Here is a 17803-nt window from a genome sequence, read left to right on the forward strand (position 1 = left end):
TCTTGTTGTCTTAATTTTACAAGATTCAAAGGAGGTTTAGGTCGCTTGTCAAGCGACATTTTAATTGTAACCTAAAAGTTGCTGATCATATTCAAACAGCACCTCATTGATTTTGACTATATCGTAATTTTTATGGATGATGAAATATTTGACGATGACATCAAACAATTTGCTAGAATTCAAAGCGTAACCTGCACGGCTAAGCAAATCTTCCGTAGTGGGCAGATCAAGCTCCAAGGCAATCGCCAACGCCATAACTGTCTGCATCTTAGGACGATAATCCTTACTGTTGCGGATTTTCGAAAACAGTTTGCGGTCCATGTTGGCTTTCTTATACACTTCGGCATCACTATGTCCGCTGGCGTCAATCAATTTGAGCAGCGTTTCGGAAAAGCCTGAATCAAGATGCGCTACCATATCCTCCAAAGATGCTTTTGGAGAATATGCTTTATTAAATGCTATTCCAACATCCTTAGCAACAAGGTCGTCATCTAACTCGAACATAGCTTGAAAGTCTTCATGATCAAGATTTTCAAGCTGCTCGCTGCAGTAGTTTCTATTTTCATCGCGCCACTGCCTACGCCTGCGCTCCATGGCCAACAAATGTCCACAAGCATGGTCATCAATAAAGCTTTGTACATCCTGCAGTAAAGGACTGGGAATTGCCAAAGACTGCTTGTCAAAAAGCACTAGGGAAATATCTAAATCATGTTCCGCTAAAAAATCCGTAAATGCTTCTACCGCAATATTAAAAGCCAATTCCTTGGGAAAGCTTCTATACCCTGTAGCTAAGAGAGGAAAAGCAATGGATTGGCAGCCACGCTCCACTGCTGCCTGCAAAGCGCCCAGATAGCACTGGCGCAATAACTTTTCCGGCTGTGTATCCCGCAGAAAATGAGGCGCCACCGTGTGAATAACGTATTTGGCAGGCAGATGGAACGCAAGCGTAACCGCCACCTCTCCCGGATGCATATAGCCAATCTGCTTGCGCGCAGCCAACAGTTCCGGTCCGGCGACAGTATTTAAATGCCCGTCCGTTCCGCTACCCACTATGGGCCGCTTGCTAACCGTATTAACAATAGCGTCTACCTGTACCCGTGCCAAATCAGCGCGAATAAACCGTAAAGGCATAGTACCCCTCCCTATGTCAAGATCATCTTACAGTTCCTGCTGCCATTCCTCCAATAAGATGCAAAACTCTTCCCACTGGTTAGGCAGCTGTTCCATTGCCACATCAGCCCGTGCCTGCTCCCATCCGGAAAGCATGGCTGCTTCGTAGCGCAGTTCTTCCACCTCGCTATGCTCCTGTACTAACTGCTCCAGCAGTTGTCCATTGACGTAATCGTCATGGAGCACACCCAAGGCATCCTGCAGATATTTCAAACTGCGCAACAAACGGGCGGAGGTAGCAATCTCCGGTACGGACTGCAGCGCATAGCGGAAGCGTTTCAGCTTAATGCGCAAGCGGTGCAATTGTACCATATCCCGCATATTGGGTGATTTCTCCGGTGCTTCCTTCAGTTTTTCCGCCCAACTGTTTAAACGTTTGCGGAAGAAATCCTTCATGGAAACATCCTGTGCCACTGCCCCCTGCTGTAGCCACAGCAAGAAACGCGCCAATTCCAAAGTCAGCTTGTTCAACTTTAAGGATGCAAAAGCCTTATCCAGTTCCTGTTGCCGCAAATCACGTAAAATTGCAGCCAAACAAGGTACTGCTTCCTGCTGGTCGTCACAACCAGCTCCGGGAGCAAAGCGCAAGCGCGCGCAATTTTGCAGCAGTACATCGTACTCCCGCACTGCGGACAGAGTTGCAGCCCTGTTTTTCAACGCCTGCTGCCATACGGTTGCCTCACCAGTAGGCAGCAAGGGTTTGAGCAAAACTAAGGAAGAACGCAGTCGGCGCAGCTTTACCCTTAGTTGGCGCCACTGCTGGCGTTCGCCACCCTGCGCCAACACCTGCTCCCACAGCCTGCTGATGCCGTAAACCTGCCACGGCAGGTGGCACACCAAAGCGGTGCCTGCATCACTAGCGTCATAAGCCTCCACATTGGCAGGCCAAAAACAGCCACGCAAACTGTCAATACGCAGGGACAAGTCAGGTTCCTCTACCACGTATTGGACTTTGCCGTTTAACAAGCGCGTTAAAAGTTCGTCCGCTGCTGCCACAGAAGCCGCATCCTTGCAATCGAACTCTACCGTAATATCTGCTACGGGCAGCAATTTATCGCAGACAACCAAAGTGCCCCAGGCACAGGTAGCACGCAGATAGGCTTTACCTTTGGTACGAAAACGTGCTAAACGACATTTATACATATCGTTATCATGGAAATATTTTTCTTTGACTTTATATTTTACGGCAGCACTGGGCAACAAACGCTTTAACTGCCCCAAAAGTTGGGACTGGTGCTTGATGCCAACGCCGTGCAGACAAACCTTGCCCTTCATTTTCTGCCTACTTGAGCTGGCAGAGGCTTGCCTGCCAAACCTGCCAAAATATTATCCACCGTCAGCATAGCCATAGCATCGCGTGTTTCCACGGTAGCGCTTGCCATGTGGGGAGTGATAGTGATATTGGGCAGAGTCAACAGCTTGTGGTCTCCGGGCAAAGGCTCAGGATCCGTTACATCGAGGGCAGCATAAGCCAAGTGACCGCTTGCCAAAGCATCATAGAGGGCATCCGTATCCACTACGCCCCCACGGCTGATATTGATCAAGCGGGCGCCCTTTTTCATCATGGCAAAAGTTTCTTTGTTCAGCAGATGTTTGGTAGATTCGTTCAGCGTTACGGCAAGCAGCACAAAATCCGCCTCCGCCAACAGTTCTTCCTTACTTACGAAGGTTACGCCCAACTCTGCATCGTCAGGACGTTGATGGCGGTTGTTATAAATAACGCGCATCTTGCTCACTTGGGCGCGTTTGGCAATAGCACTGCCAATATCCCCCATACCGATAATACCCAAAGTTTTTCCTGCCAAATCCACAGTCAGACCAAAGGGCTTGCGTTCGCCCCACTTGCCGCTGGCTACGTGTTCATGGGCCTTAACAATACGACGGGCACTGTCCAAAAGCAATGCGTAAGCAGTATCTGCCACTGCATCCACCAACACCCCGGGAGTATTGCCCACAGGAATACCACGGGCAGTGCAGGCTGCAACATCAATATTGTCGTAACCTACGGAAGCTTGGGCAACCACCTTCAACTTAGGTGCTTTCGCCAGCAAACTTTCAGCAATGCGGATACCGCCAGTGGAATAAAGGGCGTCAGCGTTGGCTAATCTTTCTTCCAACACTTCCCTAGGCATTTTACCGCCCTGCTGCCAGCCAAGCAGAGTAACAGTTTCGTTTAATTTATCATAGGCACATTGGCGCAGCTTGCCATTGGCCACAACTACATATTCTTTCATCAAAACACCCTCCGGCATACTAATTTAAGCTTATTTTTTCGGCACAATTTCCAGCCAATAATTGTCCGGGTCAATAATGAAATAGATGCCCATAGCAGGATTTTCGTAGCAGATGCAGCCCATTTCCTTATGCTTAGCATGAGCAGCTTCGTAATCTTCTACTTCGAACGCCAGATGGAATTCGTTCTCACCCAGATTATAGGGCTCTTTACGATCGCGTAACCAGGTCAGCTCCAACAAATGGGGAGTAACACCATCGGTCAAATATACCAGAATAAAGCTACCATCGTCAGCAACCTTACGGCGTGCTTCCTTCAAGCCCAGTGCCTCTGCGTAAAACTTCAAGCTTTTTTCCAAATCCAAAACGTTAAAATTGTTGTGTGCAAAAGTAAAATTCATCATAATCCTCCTCAAAAATATACTAATTTAACAAGCAGCACAGCCAAAGTAATGCCTGCTGCAATTTTACCAATAACAGCTAAAAATTTCATTTTGGCAGCAGCCCACGCCAAGTGTGCTGCATCCGCCTGCATACCTGTGCGGATAAACTCGTAGACGAAAGCAGTCGCCGCAGCACCGGCAATGCCGCCCACAACAGAGCCCAAAATAGGCACAGCCATAGTGCCCATAATAGTTCCGGCAAAACCGCCGACACCTATGAGGAACACCGCAAGCCAAGAAACTTTTTCTTTCTTGATACCAAACAGTCCGACCACAAATTCCCAACATTCACCCAACACATAGACAAGCACCATAGCGGACAACAAGCGTCCGTTAAAATATGCGCCCTCGTTCCAAAAAGCAAAGCCAAAAGCGCTGAGCAGCAGCAAGGAATTGCCGGGCAAATCAAATATACTTAATAAAGGACAGAAAACTACTAGAAAAGCGGTTAACGCCCGTTCCAGAAAGAAATCCATACCGAACCTCCTCGTATTTATTAAGTCCTATTATATCATATATAGTAAAACACAATTACAAAATAATGTCACAAGAATTCGAAATAAATGTAAAATCATTGTCCTGCGCTGCACAAAATGATAAAATAAAGATACAAAGTTTATAAGGAAATGAGGATACCCAGTGGAAGATCTTATGTCTATTCTTACCCCTTGGCTACCGTCCATCGGTGCCTTTTGCTTTTTTACCGTGCTCCGTTACCTGCACAAAAATGTACTGCTGAACCTGGTACGCAGAATCAACAACATCATCTCTTTCAAACATGGCGAAGATTTGTTAGATGCTTTTGAAAGTCCTATTAATGCCATGCTCTATGTGCTGGCAATCTATTCTGCTTTTAACTTGGCACCCACGGAATTTGTCCGTCTGCTGCCTATTTTAGACAAAGTACTGCGCAGCAGCATCGTCCTGTGTTTCTTTTGGGGCTTGTACAATGTCAGCGACACTACTCACGGCATTATGCTGGATACCTTGGAAAAAATCGGCATTCGTTCTGAGGAAGCACTTTCCAATGTGTGCTCCACCATCCTGCGCCTCTTAGTAGTTGTGCTTTGCTTCGTTACTATCGCCAAAGAATGGAACTACGACATTACCGGTTTCATCGCCTCCTTAAGTATTGGTTCCGTTGCTGTAGCATTCGCTGCGAAGGATGCTTTGGCAAATGTTTTTGGCAGCTTAGTCATCATCCTAGATAAGCCTTTTAAAATCGGCGATTGGGTTATGGCGAACAATGTTGAAGGTATTGTTGAAAAGGTTTCCTTCCGCAGTACCTGCATCCGCACCTTCCCCCAGGAATTGGTGTATATCCCCAACTCTCTGTTGAGCAACACCCCCATTATCAACTACACGCTGAGGGAAAAGCGCCGCATCACCTTCACCTTGGGACTCACCTACAGCACCACTGCGGAACATTTAGAACATTTCATCGCTATGCTGAAAAGCTATCTGGAACACAACCCCAAAATCTACGATGATGATGTACGCGTGCATTTTACTACGTATAACGGTAGTAGTTTAGACGTTGCAGTAGCTTGCTACGCCCGCACAGGCAGCCAAGTAGAATATTTGAACATTCTCCAGGAAATCAACCTTAAAGTTATGACTTTAATGAAAGAGGAAGGCGTATCCTGCGCATTCCCCAGCCAAAGTATCTATTTTGAAAACCCTTTAACACAGAAAGAAGATAAGTAAAATGACTACTAATTTTCAAGCAATTATCATCGGCGGTGGACCTGCCGGCGTTAGTGCAGCGCTCTATCTGGCTCGTGCCAATATCAGCACCGCCATTATCGAAAACGGACCCGGTGCTTTAGCCAGAGCCCACAAAATCGATAACTATTACGGCATTTCTGCCAGCGGCATCAAGATGTACGCAGAAGGTTTGGAGCAGGCTGCAGCTTTAGGCGCAACCATTATCCAAGATGAAGTTTTAGCCGTAGAGTACACGGGCAGCTACATGGTAACCCTCAAAAATACTGCAGAACCATTGACTGCGCCTGTTATTATCCTGGCTACAGGCACCAAGAACATCTCCCTTGCCATTGAAGGCTTGGCAGCCTTAGAAGGCAGAGGCATCAGCTACTGCGCTGTCTGCGATGGTTTCTTCTTCCGCAAGAAAAAGGTAGCAGTAGTTGGCAATGGACCTTACGCTATCCACGAAGCAGAACACTTGAAGCACTTGGCTGCTTCCGTCACTATTTTAACCAACGGCAAGGAGGACAGCCTTGCTAAAGAAGCAGGCTTCGCCACCATTACTACACCTTTGACAAAGGTTAGTGGCGATGGCAGGTTGGAAGCTGTTCATTTTGACGATGGCACTACTATGGAGGCGGATGGTCTCTTCCTCGCTCTTGGCACTGCCGATAGCACGGATTTAGCCCGCAAGCTAGGCGCCCAATTAAAGGAACGCTATGTTGCTATTGATGAACAAGGTGCGACCAACGTCCCCGGTCTTTTTGCAGCAGGTGACTGTACCGGCGGCTTACGCCAAGTTGCCAAAGCAGTTTACGAAGGCTCTCTGGCAGGTATGTCTGCTGTAAAATATATTAGAAATCTGTAAATATAATTTTATTTGTAAAGGAGAATAAACATGGAATTAGAACTTACTCGTGAAAATTTTGTCGCTGAAGTATTAGATTACAAGGGCACTGTGCTCATCGACTTTTGGGCTACTTGGTGCGGTCCCTGCCGTATGCAAGGTCCCATTTTAGAAGCTTTTGCCAAGGAACATCCCGAAGTAAAAGTTGGCAAGGTTAATGTGGATGAACAAGGCGAGTTAGCCGAAAAGTTCCGCATTATGTCCATCCCCACTCTGCTTGTTTTCAAAGATGGCAAGTTGGTGAATAATGCTGTGGGCCTCCACGATAAAAAAGGGTTGGAAGCCTTAGTAGAATAACACGCAAAATAATACACCCCCGCCTACGTCTACTTTTACGGTAGCACGCAAGCGGGGGTGTTGTGTTTTATTTAGTTAACAGTAATAACTGATTTCACCAAAGCGTTTTTCCCAAAAGGCTTTTATACTATCACTATCAGCCTCAATAATTGCCATGATATTTCGTAAAGCTTTATCAGGAATTTTGCTTTTATTGTTAGCCAGCAAGCATCTTCCTGCTCTAGTAATCCATATTTTAGTAGCATTAGGACTGGGCGTCCCTTCTGCTACATGTAAATGGATGGGCTCTGTTGGCAAGCCTTCATTTACCCAAAAGTAAACGATATAGGAACCAATTTTAAAAACTTGAGGCACCTGCGAATCCCCCCTCTTGAGAAAATTGCATGATTAAATGCGCCCAATTTTCAATTTTATGCTGCAGTTCTTCAATCTCTGCTTCGCTATAACCATCAATATCTTCCCATTCATATTTAGGCAACCAGCATACAGCACTCTTGAAACCGCCTTCAATAGGCTTTTCAATGCAAACCATCACACGTCCGTCAGGTTTCATTTCAGAATGTACAATCTCTGTTTTATCTGCTAATTCAACAAAAGGATAAATCACAGCCACGCGCCTCCTCTCTTTTTAAGTACATTATAACACATCAACGGTATTTTAACTAATAAAAACAAATACACCCCCGCCTACGTCTACTTTTACGGTAGCACGCAAGCGGGGGTGTTGTGTTTTATTTAGTTTTAACTAAGCGTATCGCTTATTCCTTGCCTGCCAGCTTTTTGTAGCCATCCAGACGGTTCTTAGCATCTTGCTCGGTCTTTTCGAAGAGGGCTTCTGCAGTGTCCGGGAACAGTTTTTGCAAGGAGCTGAAACGAACTTCGCCCATGAGGAAGTCACGGAAGTTTGCAGTGGGTTCCTTAGAATCCAGAATGAAGGGGTTCTTGCCTTCTTCCTTCAGTTCAGGATTATAGCGGTAGGTTGCCCAGTAACCACATTCAACAGCACGTTTTTCTTCCAATTGGCTGCAGCCCATACCAACCTTCAAACCGTGGTTGATGCAAGGAGCATAAGCAATGATCAGGGACGGGCCGTCATAAGCTTCTGCTTCAGCAATAGCTTTCAGAGTTTGGTTCTTGTCTGCGCCCATAGCAACTTGTGCTACGTATACATAACCATAGCTCATAGCCATCATGCCAAGGTCTTTCTTCTTGGTCTTCTTGCCGCTAGCAGCGAACTTAGCAATAGCAGCAGTCGGAGTGGATTTAGAGGATTGACCGCCGGTGTTGGAGTAAACTTCGGTATCGAATACCATTACGTTTACGTTTTCGCCGGATGCCAGTACATGGTCCAAACCGCCGTAGCCGATATCATAAGCCCAGCCGTCGCCACCGAAGATCCAGTGGCTGCGTTTTACAAAGAATTGCTTCTCTGCATAGAGGGCAGCGCATTTATCGCATTCGTCTTTATATTTTTCCAGTACTGCAGTCAGTGCTTCTGCACGTTCACGAGTACCTTCACTAACGTTCATGCCTTCCAGCCAAGCCTTAGCAGCTTCCAGCAAATCTGCAGGAGCTTCAGCAGGCAGAGCTTCAATCATTTGCGCAACACGTTCACGGGATTGTTTTACGCCCAGGAACATGCCCAAGCCATATTCAGCATTATCTTCGAAGAGGGAGTTTGCCCAGCTGGGACCATGACCTTTTTCGTTCTTAGTATAAGGCATGGAAGGAGCGGAAGCACCCCAAATAGAAGTACAGCCGGTAGCATTGGCAATCATCATACGGTCGCCAACCAATTGGGTAACTAGTTTAGCATACGGGGTTTCGCCGCAGCCTGCGCAGGCACCGGAGAACTCCAGCAAGGGTTTCTCGAATTGAATGCCCTTCATGGTCTTCTTGTTCATGGGGTTAGCCTTGGGAGCAACTTCTTTTTGGCTGTAATCCCAAGCAGCGGTCTTATCCAGTTGGCTAGCCAGCGGTTTCATAACCAGAGCCTTAGCTTTAGGAGCAGGGCAAACTTGTGCGCAGTTGCCGCAACCAGTGCAGTCCAGCGGAGAAATTGCCATAGCGAAGTTCAAACCTTTAGCGCCAATAGCAGGTTTGGATTTCAAAGTTGCAGGAGCCTTAGCTGCTTCTTCATCAGTCAGCAGTACAGGACGGATTGCAGCATGGGGGCAAACGAAAGCACATTGGTTACATTGGATACAGGTATCAATCTGCCATTCCGGAACATCAATAGCAATACCACGTTTTTCAAAAGCAGCAGTACCGCTGGGGAAAGTGCCGTCTGCATAATCTTTGAAAGTGCTTACGGGCAGCTTGTCGCCTTCCAGACGGTTCATGGGAACCAGTACCTTGTCAATGAAGTCATTGCCGGTAGCAGCAGCGGTTACAGTGTCAGCAGCTTCTGCCCAAGCAGCAGGAACTTCTACAGGAACGATAGCACCGATGCCTTGGTCAATAGCAGCGTTGTTCATATCAACAACGTTCTGGCCCTTCTTGCCATAGGAATGTTCTACAGCGTCCTTCAAGTATTTAACTGCATCTTCAATAGGAATAATGTCTGCCAGTTTGAAGAATGCGGATTGCATAATCATGTTGATGCGACCGCCCAGACCGATTTCTTGAGCAATCTTTACAGCATCAATGATATAGAATTTAATGTCGTTTTGAGCGATATAACGTTTCAACTGACCGGGCAGCTTAGCATCTAGCTCTTCTGCACTCCAGTTGCAGTTCAGCAGGAAGGTACCGCCTTTTTTCAAGCCTGCAGTTACGTCATATTTATCAACATAGCTTTGGTTGTGAACAGCTACAAAGTCAGCAGCATTGATCAGGTACGGTGCCATGATGGGGGTATGACCGAAACGCAGATGGGATACGGTTACGCCACCGCTCTTCTTGGAATCATAGAAGAAGTAGCCTTGTGCGTACATATCGGTGTGGTCGCCGATAATCTTAATTGCGCTCTTATTAGCGCCAACAGTACCATCACTGCCCAAGCCCCAGAATTTGCAGCCTTTGGTGCCTGCAGGAGTAACATCCACGCCTTCAACAGTGGGCAGGGAGGTGTTGGACAGGTCATCAATAATGGACAGGGTAAAGTTGTTCTTAGGTTCAGCGCTAGCCAGATTATCAAATACAGCAACGATATCGCCGGGCAACAGATCTTTGGAGCCCAAACCATAACGGCCGCCAATGATCATGGGGTTGCGGTCGCTAGCATAGAAAGCGCCACGAACGTCCAAGTACAGGGGTTCGCCGAAGGAGCCGGGTTCTTTGGTGCGGTCCAGAACAGCAATACGTTTTACGGTAGCAGGAATAGCGTCCATAAAATGTTTGATGCTGAAAGGACGATACAGATGGATGCACAGTACGCCGACTTTTTCGCCTTTGGCAACTTTTGCTTCTACAACAGTGCGGATGGTCTCAGTTGCGGAACCCATAGCGATGATGATGTTTTCTGCATCAGGAGCGCCATAGTAGTTGAACAGATGGTATTCACGACCGGTCAGTTCGTTGATTTTGCCCATATATTCTTCAACGATTTCCGGCAGAGCTTCATAGTAGCCATTTACTGCTTCACGAGTTTGGAAGTAGATATCGGGGTTTTGGGCAGTACCGCGGATAACCGGGTTATCAGGGTTCAAGCCGCGATGACGGAATTCAGCAACTGCTTCTTTATCCAGCAATTTGCCCAGATCTTCGTAATCCAGCACTTCGATTTTTTGAATTTCGTGGGAAGTACGGAAGCCATCAAAGAAGTTCAGGAAAGGAACACGACCTTTAATAGCTGCCAAATGAGCTACGCCAGCCAAGTCCATAACTTCTTGTACGCTGCCTTCTGCCAACAGAGCGAAACCGGTTTGGCGGCAAGCCATAACGTCTTGGTGATCGCCGAAGATGGACAGGGAGCTGGTTGCCAGTGCGCGTGCAGATACATGGAATACTGCAGGCAAAAGTTCACCGGCCATTTTATACATATTAGGAATCATCAAAAGCAAGCCTTGGGAAGCAGTGTAGGTGGTAGTCAATGCACCGGACTGCAAAGAGCCGTGCACTGCACCGGAAGCACCTGCTTCAGACTGCATTTCCAGCAGTTTAACAGTTTGACCAAAGACATTCTTTTTGCCTTGGGCAGCCCATTCATCAACAACCTCTGCCATAGGAGAGGACGGAGTAATAGGATAAATTGCAGCAACATCAGTAAAAGCGTAGGAAATATACGCAGCAGCAGTGTTGCCATCCATAGTTTTCATTTTGACCATTGGATCCCCTTCTTTCGTTGAAAATAACATAATAAAATCTTCAAGCCCGCATGAAAACGGACTTAATCTGCATAAAAATAGTATACCCTATTTGACTTGTTTTGTAAAATCAAAAGCAAGCAAAGTAACACTTGTATTACAAAATTTTTACAAGTGTAAAAGCTAAAGGGAGGCGCCTCTACAGCCACCTCCCCTCGAAGATTATTTGACGATTGTTACAGGCACAGTTGCGTTCTCTAACACTGTATGGCTAACGCTGTTGCGTAACAAACCTTGTAAAACACCTAAACCTCTGCTACCCAGAACAATACCGTCGCAACGCTCCTCCTCCACTGTACGGAGGATATTCTCTGCTATATTGCCACCATTTTCCAACAGATAGGTACAATCGATGTTCTTACCCAAAAGCATAGCATGGGCAGCATCCAGCACCTCGTCGCCAATCTGAGCATAGAGGATGTCCCCGTTGCTCTCAATGACGGGTTGCTTTGTCATTCCTCCGGACACAGTCATTATTACCAAGCTGCCCCTAGTATAAGCAACCAGCTCGCAAGCATATTCCAATGCCCTCCAGGAATGTTCGGTACCATCTATAGGCACCAAAATACGTTTTAACATACTATTTCACAATAAGTACAGGAACGGAAGCATATTGGGAAACCTTGGAGCTTACACTGCCCAAGAAGAATTCCGCAATGCCGGACAGACCACGGCTACCGATAACGATAGCATCTGCATCAGCCTTTTTAGCCAACGCAATAATACGCTCGGAAGGATGTCCTACCTCCAAGCTGTATTCGGTCTTGTAGGGGTAGGAACCCAAATGTTCTTCCGCCATTTCCAGAACTCTGTCACCAATTTTTTCCAATTCGCTGTTGCCTTGGGTTACGGTGGCATGATCCAAAGGCACTGCCAACAAAGCTGCATTGTTATAAGGTTGGATTACATTTACTATCAACAGTTCGCTTTCGAATTTCTTCCCCAGTTCTACTGCTGTATTCAACGCTCTCCAGGAGCCTTCACTACCATCTACAGGAACAAGAATTTTTTTAAACATAATAACACCTCCATAAAAATGAACCGGTCAAACCGGATAGAAGCAATCCACTCTTTGTCTATATTATTCTTGCTTCGCCTGCTTTTTTCCTGCAAAAAACCGCTGACTAAAGAAATTTAATCAGCGGTTTTTGTAAACAATATGTAACTTATTTGCCGCCGCGTTTTTTACGCGCTTCGTGAATACGGGCGGACTTTTTGCTAAACTTTTTCGGCTCGCTATTAGCCTGCATTTGTGCCAACTCCATAGGGCTCTTTTGGGATTCAGTAAAATCTTCACCCTTGATAAAGCGATAATAAATAACAATACCTGCACACAACAGTAACGGTGCACCGCCTACCCAATAACGATAGCCACTGGGGGAAGCAATGGTAATAAAGTCATAAATAACGATGCAGGCAGGCACCAGCACAATCTGCGCCATACGGGAAGCAAAGCTTTCCTTACCCATGAAACGAACTACCATGCCATAAGCCAAAAAGGCCATAGCAAAGGAAGTAAAGGACATAAACACTAAGAATGCAAAGAACTCAAAATTCACTGATTAAACACCTTCCTCAATTCTTTCGCCAATAACCCTTGCTACCCACACACCACTGGCGCTGGCTTGGGACAAACCGCGGGTGATGCCTGCACCGTCACCAATGGCAAACATATTGGGAACCTTCGTTTCCAAATTGCCATCCAGTTCCAAGCGTGCACTGTAGAATTTTACCTCTACACCATAAAGCAGGGTATCAGCATTAGCCATGCCCGGAGCAATCTTATCCAGAGCATAAATCATTTCAATGATATCATCTAATTGGCGTTTAGGCAAGACTAAGCTTAAATCGCCGGGAGTTGCGCTCAAAGTAGGCTTGGTAAAGCTCTTTTGCAGGCGCTTTTCATTAGTACGTCTACCTTTAATCAAATCGCCGAAGCGCTGTACCAAAACGCCACCGCCTAACATATTAGAGAAGGAAGCAATGCGTTTACCGTACTGCAAAGGCTCATGGAAAGGCTCTGTAAACTTGCTGCTTACCAATAAGGCAAAGTTGGTATTCTTGCTGTGGAGTTTGGGGTCGCGATAGCTGTGACCGTTTACGGTGATGATACCATCAGTATTTTCTGCCACAACGTAGCCATAAGGGTTCATGCAGAAAGTACGTACCATATCATTATAAACTTGGGTACGATACAAAATTTTTGCTTCGTACACTTCGTCCGTAATATGTTTGAACACATCAGCAGGCACTTCCACGCGCACACCGATATCAACTTGGTTATTGATAAAGGACAAGCCCATTTTGCGGCATTGCTCCGTGTACCATTCCGCACCGGCACGACCGGGCGCAGCAATGATATACTTGGCAGCTACCTTTTCTCCTTGGGACAACTGCAGTTCAAAAGTACCATCTTCTTGGCGGATGATTTCTTCCACAGCAGTATTGCAACGGATTTCGATTTTATCTTGGAGGAACTTGTAGATGTTCTCCATGATTACTAAATTATTTTCCGTACCCAAGTGACGTACTTTAGCGTTGAGCAAATGCAAATCGTAACGCAAAGCCTTTTGACCGATGTGGCTGTTCTTAGTGGTGAAGTATTCACCGGGGGCACCATGACGGCAGTTCAGCTCGTCTACGTAGTCGATTAGCTCAATTACTTTATCTTCAGGCAGGTATTCGTTCAGCCAACCACCGAACTCCGTAGTAAAGTTGTACTTACCATCGGAGAAGGCACCTGCACCACCAAAACCACGCATAATACTGCAGGGTTTGCAGTTGATGCAGTGGTCAACTTTTTTCGCTGCCAAAGGACAGAAACGTTTCTCAATAGAGTTGCCTGCTTCCAGCATAACAATCTTCAGCTTAGGATACTTCAACACAAATTCATAGGCTGCAAAAATTGCGGCAGGACCGCCGCCAATAATGGCTACATCAAACATAGTCATCCTCCAAATAATATACTAAAAGCTTAAATCTCGTAATGCTGCTTTTCGTCGCCCAAAGGCTCGTCCTTATGGGGGTCGTTCTTGAAGATATCCAAGTTTTTCTTGGCCATATTCATAGCATCGTCATAAACAGTTTTGAACGGGCTCATATCCTTAGGCTTGCCTGCCTTGAGCCATTCCGTAACTACACGGCCTAAAGCGTAGGTGGTGCCCACTGCTACAGGTATTTGCAAGGGTGCAAAGGGAATCAAGGTAGTCAAAGTGCTGCCTACAAAATAAGCGCTAAGGCTGCCCAATACGCTTACAGCTGCCTGTTGGTTCATTTCTTCCCCATATACTTTGCCTAATTTCATAATCATGTAGACTTCGTTGGCAATCAAGCTCATGGTGCCAACTAAGGGAGCAACAACGATTACGCCGGCACGGGCAGCAGCCCAACGGCACAGGGACTCCGCTTCTTCCTCGCGAACTCTATCGTCAATAACTTCTACATTTTCTGCAACCTTAACATCGTCTTTCATTTCTTCAGTCATAACGAGCTCCTTTCAAACATGGTAAAAGCTAGGAAAAAATACCCGTGGCAAATCATCCTAGCTTTTTAATCACATTATCCCTATAACTATAGACTATTTCTTGTTATCCGTAAGAACTTTCTCACGCATATAGTCAGTAACCATAAAAGTGCTGTCTTCTACTAAAACCAAAGAATGCGCTGCATTCTTTTCCAGCCAAGGCAGGATCTTTTCAATATTTTCGTGTTTATCGACAATCTCAACCATAACAGGCAGATTAGCATTACCGCTCATCAGATTATTTACAGCACGTCCCATGCCGCGCACTTTCGCAGCATAACCTTCAATGCCTTTCATAACGGTACCACCTGCCAAGCCAAGCTTGCGCGCTTCACGCAAAATCGCTTTGTATAAGGGAATGTCATTATAAAGCACATCTTCACCGGTATATACTTTTAGAAATGTAACTTGTCTGAATTCTAAAGCCATAAGCCCACCTCCAAATAGTTGCAATGCTCTTTCTGATTCAATTATAGCACGTTCTCCGTACTTGTGTAAGAAATTTTTGTGAGATAAATCCAAATTATACAAATTTGTTCTATTGATACATTTTTCCCTTGTAATCATCCCTCACTTAATTTATTATATAAGCTAGCAAGTATATTTTTGTGATAAAGGAGATAGATTTATATGAGCAATACTTTAACTGCGGGCCTTGTAGGCACCGCCACCACCACTGTAACCACTGCCAATATTGCAGCCACCATGAAAAGCGGCAGTTTGGCTGTTTTTGCTACTCCCGCCATGTGCGCCTTGATGGAAGAAGCAGCTTGTGCGGCTGTCAACGCTTATCTGGAGGAAGGTAGCGGCAGCGTAGGCATCAGCCTGAACATTACCCACGACCGTGCTACCAAAATGGGGGACACTGTTACGGCAACTGCAACTTTGACTGCGGTAGAAGGCCGCAAGCTGACCTACAGCGTTGAAGCCAGCGACAGCAAAGACATCATTGGCAAAGGCACCCATGAACGTTTCATTATTGACAACGAAAAGTTCATGGCGAAGGTGAATAAGTAAAAGCGTACAAAAAAAAATCCGGAGCTGACGCTCCGGATTTTTTTCCTAATTTATTTTGCTGCTAAAGCACGATTAATTTCTTTTACTACTGCACGGCCAAATTCTTCGTGAGTCCAATCGAAACGGCTGGTCAGTGCTTCGTCAATAATCTTATCGCCATAAATATTATGCTCGTAATAAGCACCGGTCAAAGCATTGTAAGCTACAGCCTTGCCACGCATATCCAGCTTCAGTTCACGTTCACGAGAACGCAGCAAAGCTTTGGAAGTAAGTCTATCCAATTCCATGGAAATAACAATATCAACTTTGCCTTCCTTAGCAATCTTTACCAGTTCTTCCTTAGTGGGGACAGCAGTCTTCGCACCTACGCTGTCAATCACAGCAGTCAAAGCATCGTTTTCCACTAGAACAAAGCCCTGTTTAGCGTTTAATGCTTTAATAGCTTCCTTATAGTATACTTGGTTAGCCAATTGGTCGCCTTCCACATTGTTAATCAATGGCAGCAGGGCTACGGATGCAGCCTCGGCAGCAGTACCGAAGCAGGGAACGCTCAAGCACAAAGCTAACACAGTCATTACTAAATAACGTACAATATTCTTCATTATATTTTCCTCCTCATTTGCCAAATAAAGCAGATTTCATTATATCATAAAAGTAAAACTCTGCCCATACTTTAAGGAAAAATTGCTACAAAAAAGGAGTCTCCTTGAGGAGACTCCTTGAAAATTCTTGCGAACTTTTGCAGTTAGATTAGAATGCGAAGTACAGATCAGCGTAGATGGATTTGTCGTCATCTTTGCCAGCTTTTGCTTCGGTGTCGAAGTAGTTAACTTCCAAAGTGATGTTTTTAGCCAAAGCGTAGTCAGCGCCTACTTGCCAGCCTTTGTAACCGCCTTCATCCATGAAGGAATCAGCATCGGTGGTCGGGCTCAGGATTGCATTGATGGGTTGATCGAAGTAGGTTGCATGCAGGCCCCAAGTACCCGGAGTAGCAGCATCAGCACCTTTGTAAGCCAAAGTAGCTACATAGCCGTCTTTGGAAACACGCTTGTCATATTGCTTATCAGCCCACATGTATTCATAAGCCAAATTCAAATCTTTAGCAACGTCGAAAGACAGACCTACATTGTAGATTTCTTTTTCACCATGTTCTTTAACAGTGAAAGTCTTCTTATCATCAATCCATTTGCCATCTCTTACTACATCGTCAGCTTTGAACCAGTTAGCATAAGCGTTTACTGCACCAATTTGAGCTTCAGCACCAACAACATAAATGCGAGCGTTGCTATCAACAGTCAGATTTTTATCAAATGCAGATGCAGCATCGCCATCAGCACCTTTCAGAGCCATGCCGTATACTTTAACTTTGTCGCCATAGGAAACTTTTACACCGTCAACATAGGAATCCAGAATGTTAGCGGTGGAAGTGCATTCATCCCAACGACCAGCATGTACGTCTAAGCCACCAATACGGCCATCAACATAAACGCGCAACAGTTCAGTCTTTTCGTCGCCATTGTCATTGGTGAAATCTTGAGTGTTTTGAATCATTGCAGTAGCGGTCCAGTCTTCATTTACTTGACCTTCTACCCACAGACGAGTACGCAGGGAAGAAGAATCATGTTCATCCCCGCGACCATCATAGGAATGATAACGAGCACGAACTTGACCGGTGATTTTAACGTTGTCAGCTTTCTTTTCCAGGTTAGCTACGCGAACGCCCAGGTTGTCCAGTTCGTCAGCGAATTCAGCAGCCAGCTTGTCAACGTTAGCGCCTTTAGCCATTGCTTTAGCAACGATTTGAGCCATTTCATAACGGGTCATCAGTTTGTCACCGCCGAAGGTAGCGTCGCCGTAGCCGTCGATTACGCCGGCAGCAGCCAGTTTGTTAATGCTGTCATAAGCCCAGTGGCCAGCAGGAACATCAGAGAACGGATTTGCAGCATAAGCAGAAGCGGTTACGCCCAGTGCCATAGCCATTGCGAGTACTAAAGATTTTTTCATTGTAAATTCCTCCAATAGGGGTGTATATTTGAAAATCCTGCACGTTCCGCAACACGCTTTCCTTGGAGTTTGTTCCTTGCTTCGTGGTAAGAGTTGCCTTGTTTCCTCTACTATTCCACAAGAATCCACTAATCCTTGTTAAGCATGTGTTAAGTCCATGCAAAATTTTCATGAATTTATTGTAGCATACACACCC

At 45.8% G+C, this 17803-nt stretch carries 20 protein-coding genes; 4 read left to right on the top strand and 16 right to left on the bottom strand.

Going from position 1 to position 17803, the window contains the following annotated elements; genetic code table 11:
* Positions 1-60 precede the first annotated feature (60 nt).
* The 5 genes from ACJMM4_RS04645 to ACJMM4_RS04665 are packed head-to-tail and all read right to left on the bottom strand — an operon-like array spanning position 61 to position 4321.
* Positions 61-1131 (bottom strand): macro domain-containing protein, encoded by a 1071-nt coding sequence (locus tag ACJMM4_RS04645; RefSeq protein WP_405383300.1) that lies wholly within the window; start codon positions 1129-1131, stop codon positions 61-63.
* Positions 1132-1158: 27 nt separating this feature from the next.
* Positions 1159-2445, bottom strand: a complete 1287-nt coding sequence (locus tag ACJMM4_RS04650) for a CHAD domain-containing protein (RefSeq protein WP_405383303.1) — start codon at positions 2443-2445, stop codon at positions 1159-1161.
* The gene (locus ACJMM4_RS04655; RefSeq protein ID WP_405383305.1) at positions 2442-3404 is read right to left on the bottom strand and encodes a 2-hydroxyacid dehydrogenase; all 963 of its coding nucleotides are present in this window, start codon (positions 3402-3404) and stop codon (positions 2442-2444) included. The genes ACJMM4_RS04650 and ACJMM4_RS04655 overlap by 4 nt, the downstream gene beginning before the upstream one ends.
* Before the next feature lie 30 nt (positions 3405-3434).
* Complete coding sequence (locus ACJMM4_RS04660; RefSeq protein ID WP_405383402.1) at positions 3435-3803, bottom strand: VOC family protein; 369 nt, start codon at positions 3801-3803, stop codon at positions 3435-3437.
* Positions 3804-3814: 11 nt separating this feature from the next.
* Entirely contained in the window at positions 3815-4321 is a 507-nt protein-coding gene (locus ACJMM4_RS04665) for a DUF456 family protein (protein WP_405383307.1), read from the bottom strand.
* A gap of 163 nt (positions 4322-4484) precedes the next feature.
* Here ACJMM4_RS04665 and ACJMM4_RS04670 point away from each other — a divergent pair, with 163 nt between their 5' ends.
* From ACJMM4_RS04670 to trxA, 3 genes are read left to right on the top strand one after another with little or no spacing between them, the layout of a single operon-like run.
* A complete protein-coding gene (locus tag ACJMM4_RS04670) occupies positions 4485-5552 on the top strand; it encodes a mechanosensitive ion channel family protein (RefSeq protein ID WP_405383309.1) in 1068 nt (355 codons plus the stop codon).
* Position 5553: 1 nt separating this feature from the next.
* Positions 5554-6420: an NAD(P)/FAD-dependent oxidoreductase gene (locus tag ACJMM4_RS04675; RefSeq protein ID WP_405381650.1), complete on the top strand. Its 867-nt coding sequence runs from the start codon at positions 5554-5556 to the stop codon at positions 6418-6420.
* Positions 6421-6450: 30 nt separating this feature from the next.
* Positions 6451-6756, top strand: coding sequence for a thioredoxin (trxA, locus tag ACJMM4_RS04680; RefSeq protein ID WP_405381652.1), 306 nt, complete (start codon positions 6451-6453; stop codon positions 6754-6756).
* A gap of 75 nt (positions 6757-6831) precedes the next feature.
* On the opposite strand, the gene ACJMM4_RS04685 is transcribed toward trxA, so the two are convergent.
* From ACJMM4_RS04685 to ACJMM4_RS04725, 9 genes are all read right to left on the bottom strand, one after another.
* Positions 6832-7110 carry a DUF4160 domain-containing protein gene (locus ACJMM4_RS04685; protein WP_405381654.1) on the bottom strand — a complete coding sequence of 93 codons (279 nt, stop codon included), beginning with the start codon at positions 7108-7110 and terminating at the stop codon, positions 6832-6834.
* On the bottom strand, positions 7094-7369 hold the full coding sequence (locus ACJMM4_RS04690; RefSeq protein WP_405381656.1) for a hypothetical protein: 276 nt from the start codon (positions 7367-7369) through the stop codon (positions 7094-7096). Before ACJMM4_RS04690 ends, ACJMM4_RS04685 begins: the two co-directional genes overlap by 17 nt.
* A 145-nt stretch (positions 7370-7514) precedes the next feature.
* Entirely contained in the window at positions 7515-11024 is a 3510-nt protein-coding gene (nifJ, locus tag ACJMM4_RS04695; protein WP_405383311.1) for a pyruvate:ferredoxin (flavodoxin) oxidoreductase, read from the bottom strand.
* A gap of 201 nt (positions 11025-11225) precedes the next feature.
* Positions 11226-11642, bottom strand: a complete 417-nt coding sequence (locus ACJMM4_RS04700; protein WP_405383313.1) for a universal stress protein — start codon at positions 11640-11642, stop codon at positions 11226-11228.
* A gap of 1 nt (position 11643) precedes the next feature.
* Complete coding sequence (locus tag ACJMM4_RS04705) at positions 11644-12081, bottom strand: universal stress protein (RefSeq protein ID WP_405381662.1); 438 nt, start codon at positions 12079-12081, stop codon at positions 11644-11646.
* Between the two features lie 148 nt (positions 12082-12229).
* Positions 12230-12622, bottom strand: coding sequence for a hypothetical protein (locus ACJMM4_RS04710; protein ID WP_405383315.1), 393 nt, complete (start codon positions 12620-12622; stop codon positions 12230-12232).
* Positions 12623-12625: 3 nt separating this feature from the next.
* A complete protein-coding gene (locus ACJMM4_RS04715; protein WP_405381666.1) occupies positions 12626-14008 on the bottom strand; it encodes an NAD(P)/FAD-dependent oxidoreductase in 1383 nt (460 codons plus the stop codon).
* A gap of 29 nt (positions 14009-14037) precedes the next feature.
* The gene (locus ACJMM4_RS04720) at positions 14038-14547 is read right to left on the bottom strand and encodes a hypothetical protein (protein ID WP_405381668.1); all 510 of its coding nucleotides are present in this window, start codon (positions 14545-14547) and stop codon (positions 14038-14040) included.
* Positions 14548-14640: 93 nt separating this feature from the next.
* Positions 14641-15015: a DUF190 domain-containing protein gene (locus tag ACJMM4_RS04725; RefSeq protein ID WP_405381670.1), complete on the bottom strand. Its 375-nt coding sequence runs from the start codon at positions 15013-15015 to the stop codon at positions 14641-14643.
* 201 nt (positions 15016-15216) lie between these two features.
* Between ACJMM4_RS04725 and ACJMM4_RS04730 the strand changes: the two genes are divergently transcribed.
* Positions 15217-15603, top strand: a complete 387-nt coding sequence (locus ACJMM4_RS04730) for a thioesterase family protein (RefSeq protein ID WP_405383317.1) — start codon at positions 15217-15219, stop codon at positions 15601-15603.
* A 50-nt stretch (positions 15604-15653) separates the two neighbouring features.
* Here the strand turns inward: ACJMM4_RS04730 and ACJMM4_RS04735 are convergent, their stop codons facing one another.
* Both ACJMM4_RS04735 and ACJMM4_RS04740 read right to left on the bottom strand, forming a co-directional pair.
* The gene (locus ACJMM4_RS04735) at positions 15654-16205 is read right to left on the bottom strand and encodes a hypothetical protein (RefSeq protein WP_405383319.1); all 552 of its coding nucleotides are present in this window, start codon (positions 16203-16205) and stop codon (positions 15654-15656) included.
* Positions 16206-16353: 148 nt separating this feature from the next.
* Positions 16354-17607, bottom strand: coding sequence for an S-layer homology domain-containing protein (locus tag ACJMM4_RS04740; protein ID WP_405383321.1), 1254 nt, complete (start codon positions 17605-17607; stop codon positions 16354-16356).
* Positions 17608-17803 lie beyond the last annotated feature (196 nt).

Origin of the sequence: Phascolarctobacterium sp. (genome assembly GCF_045124115.1) — a bacterium.
GTDB lineage: Bacteria > Bacillota > Negativicutes > Acidaminococcales > Acidaminococcaceae > Phascolarctobacterium_A.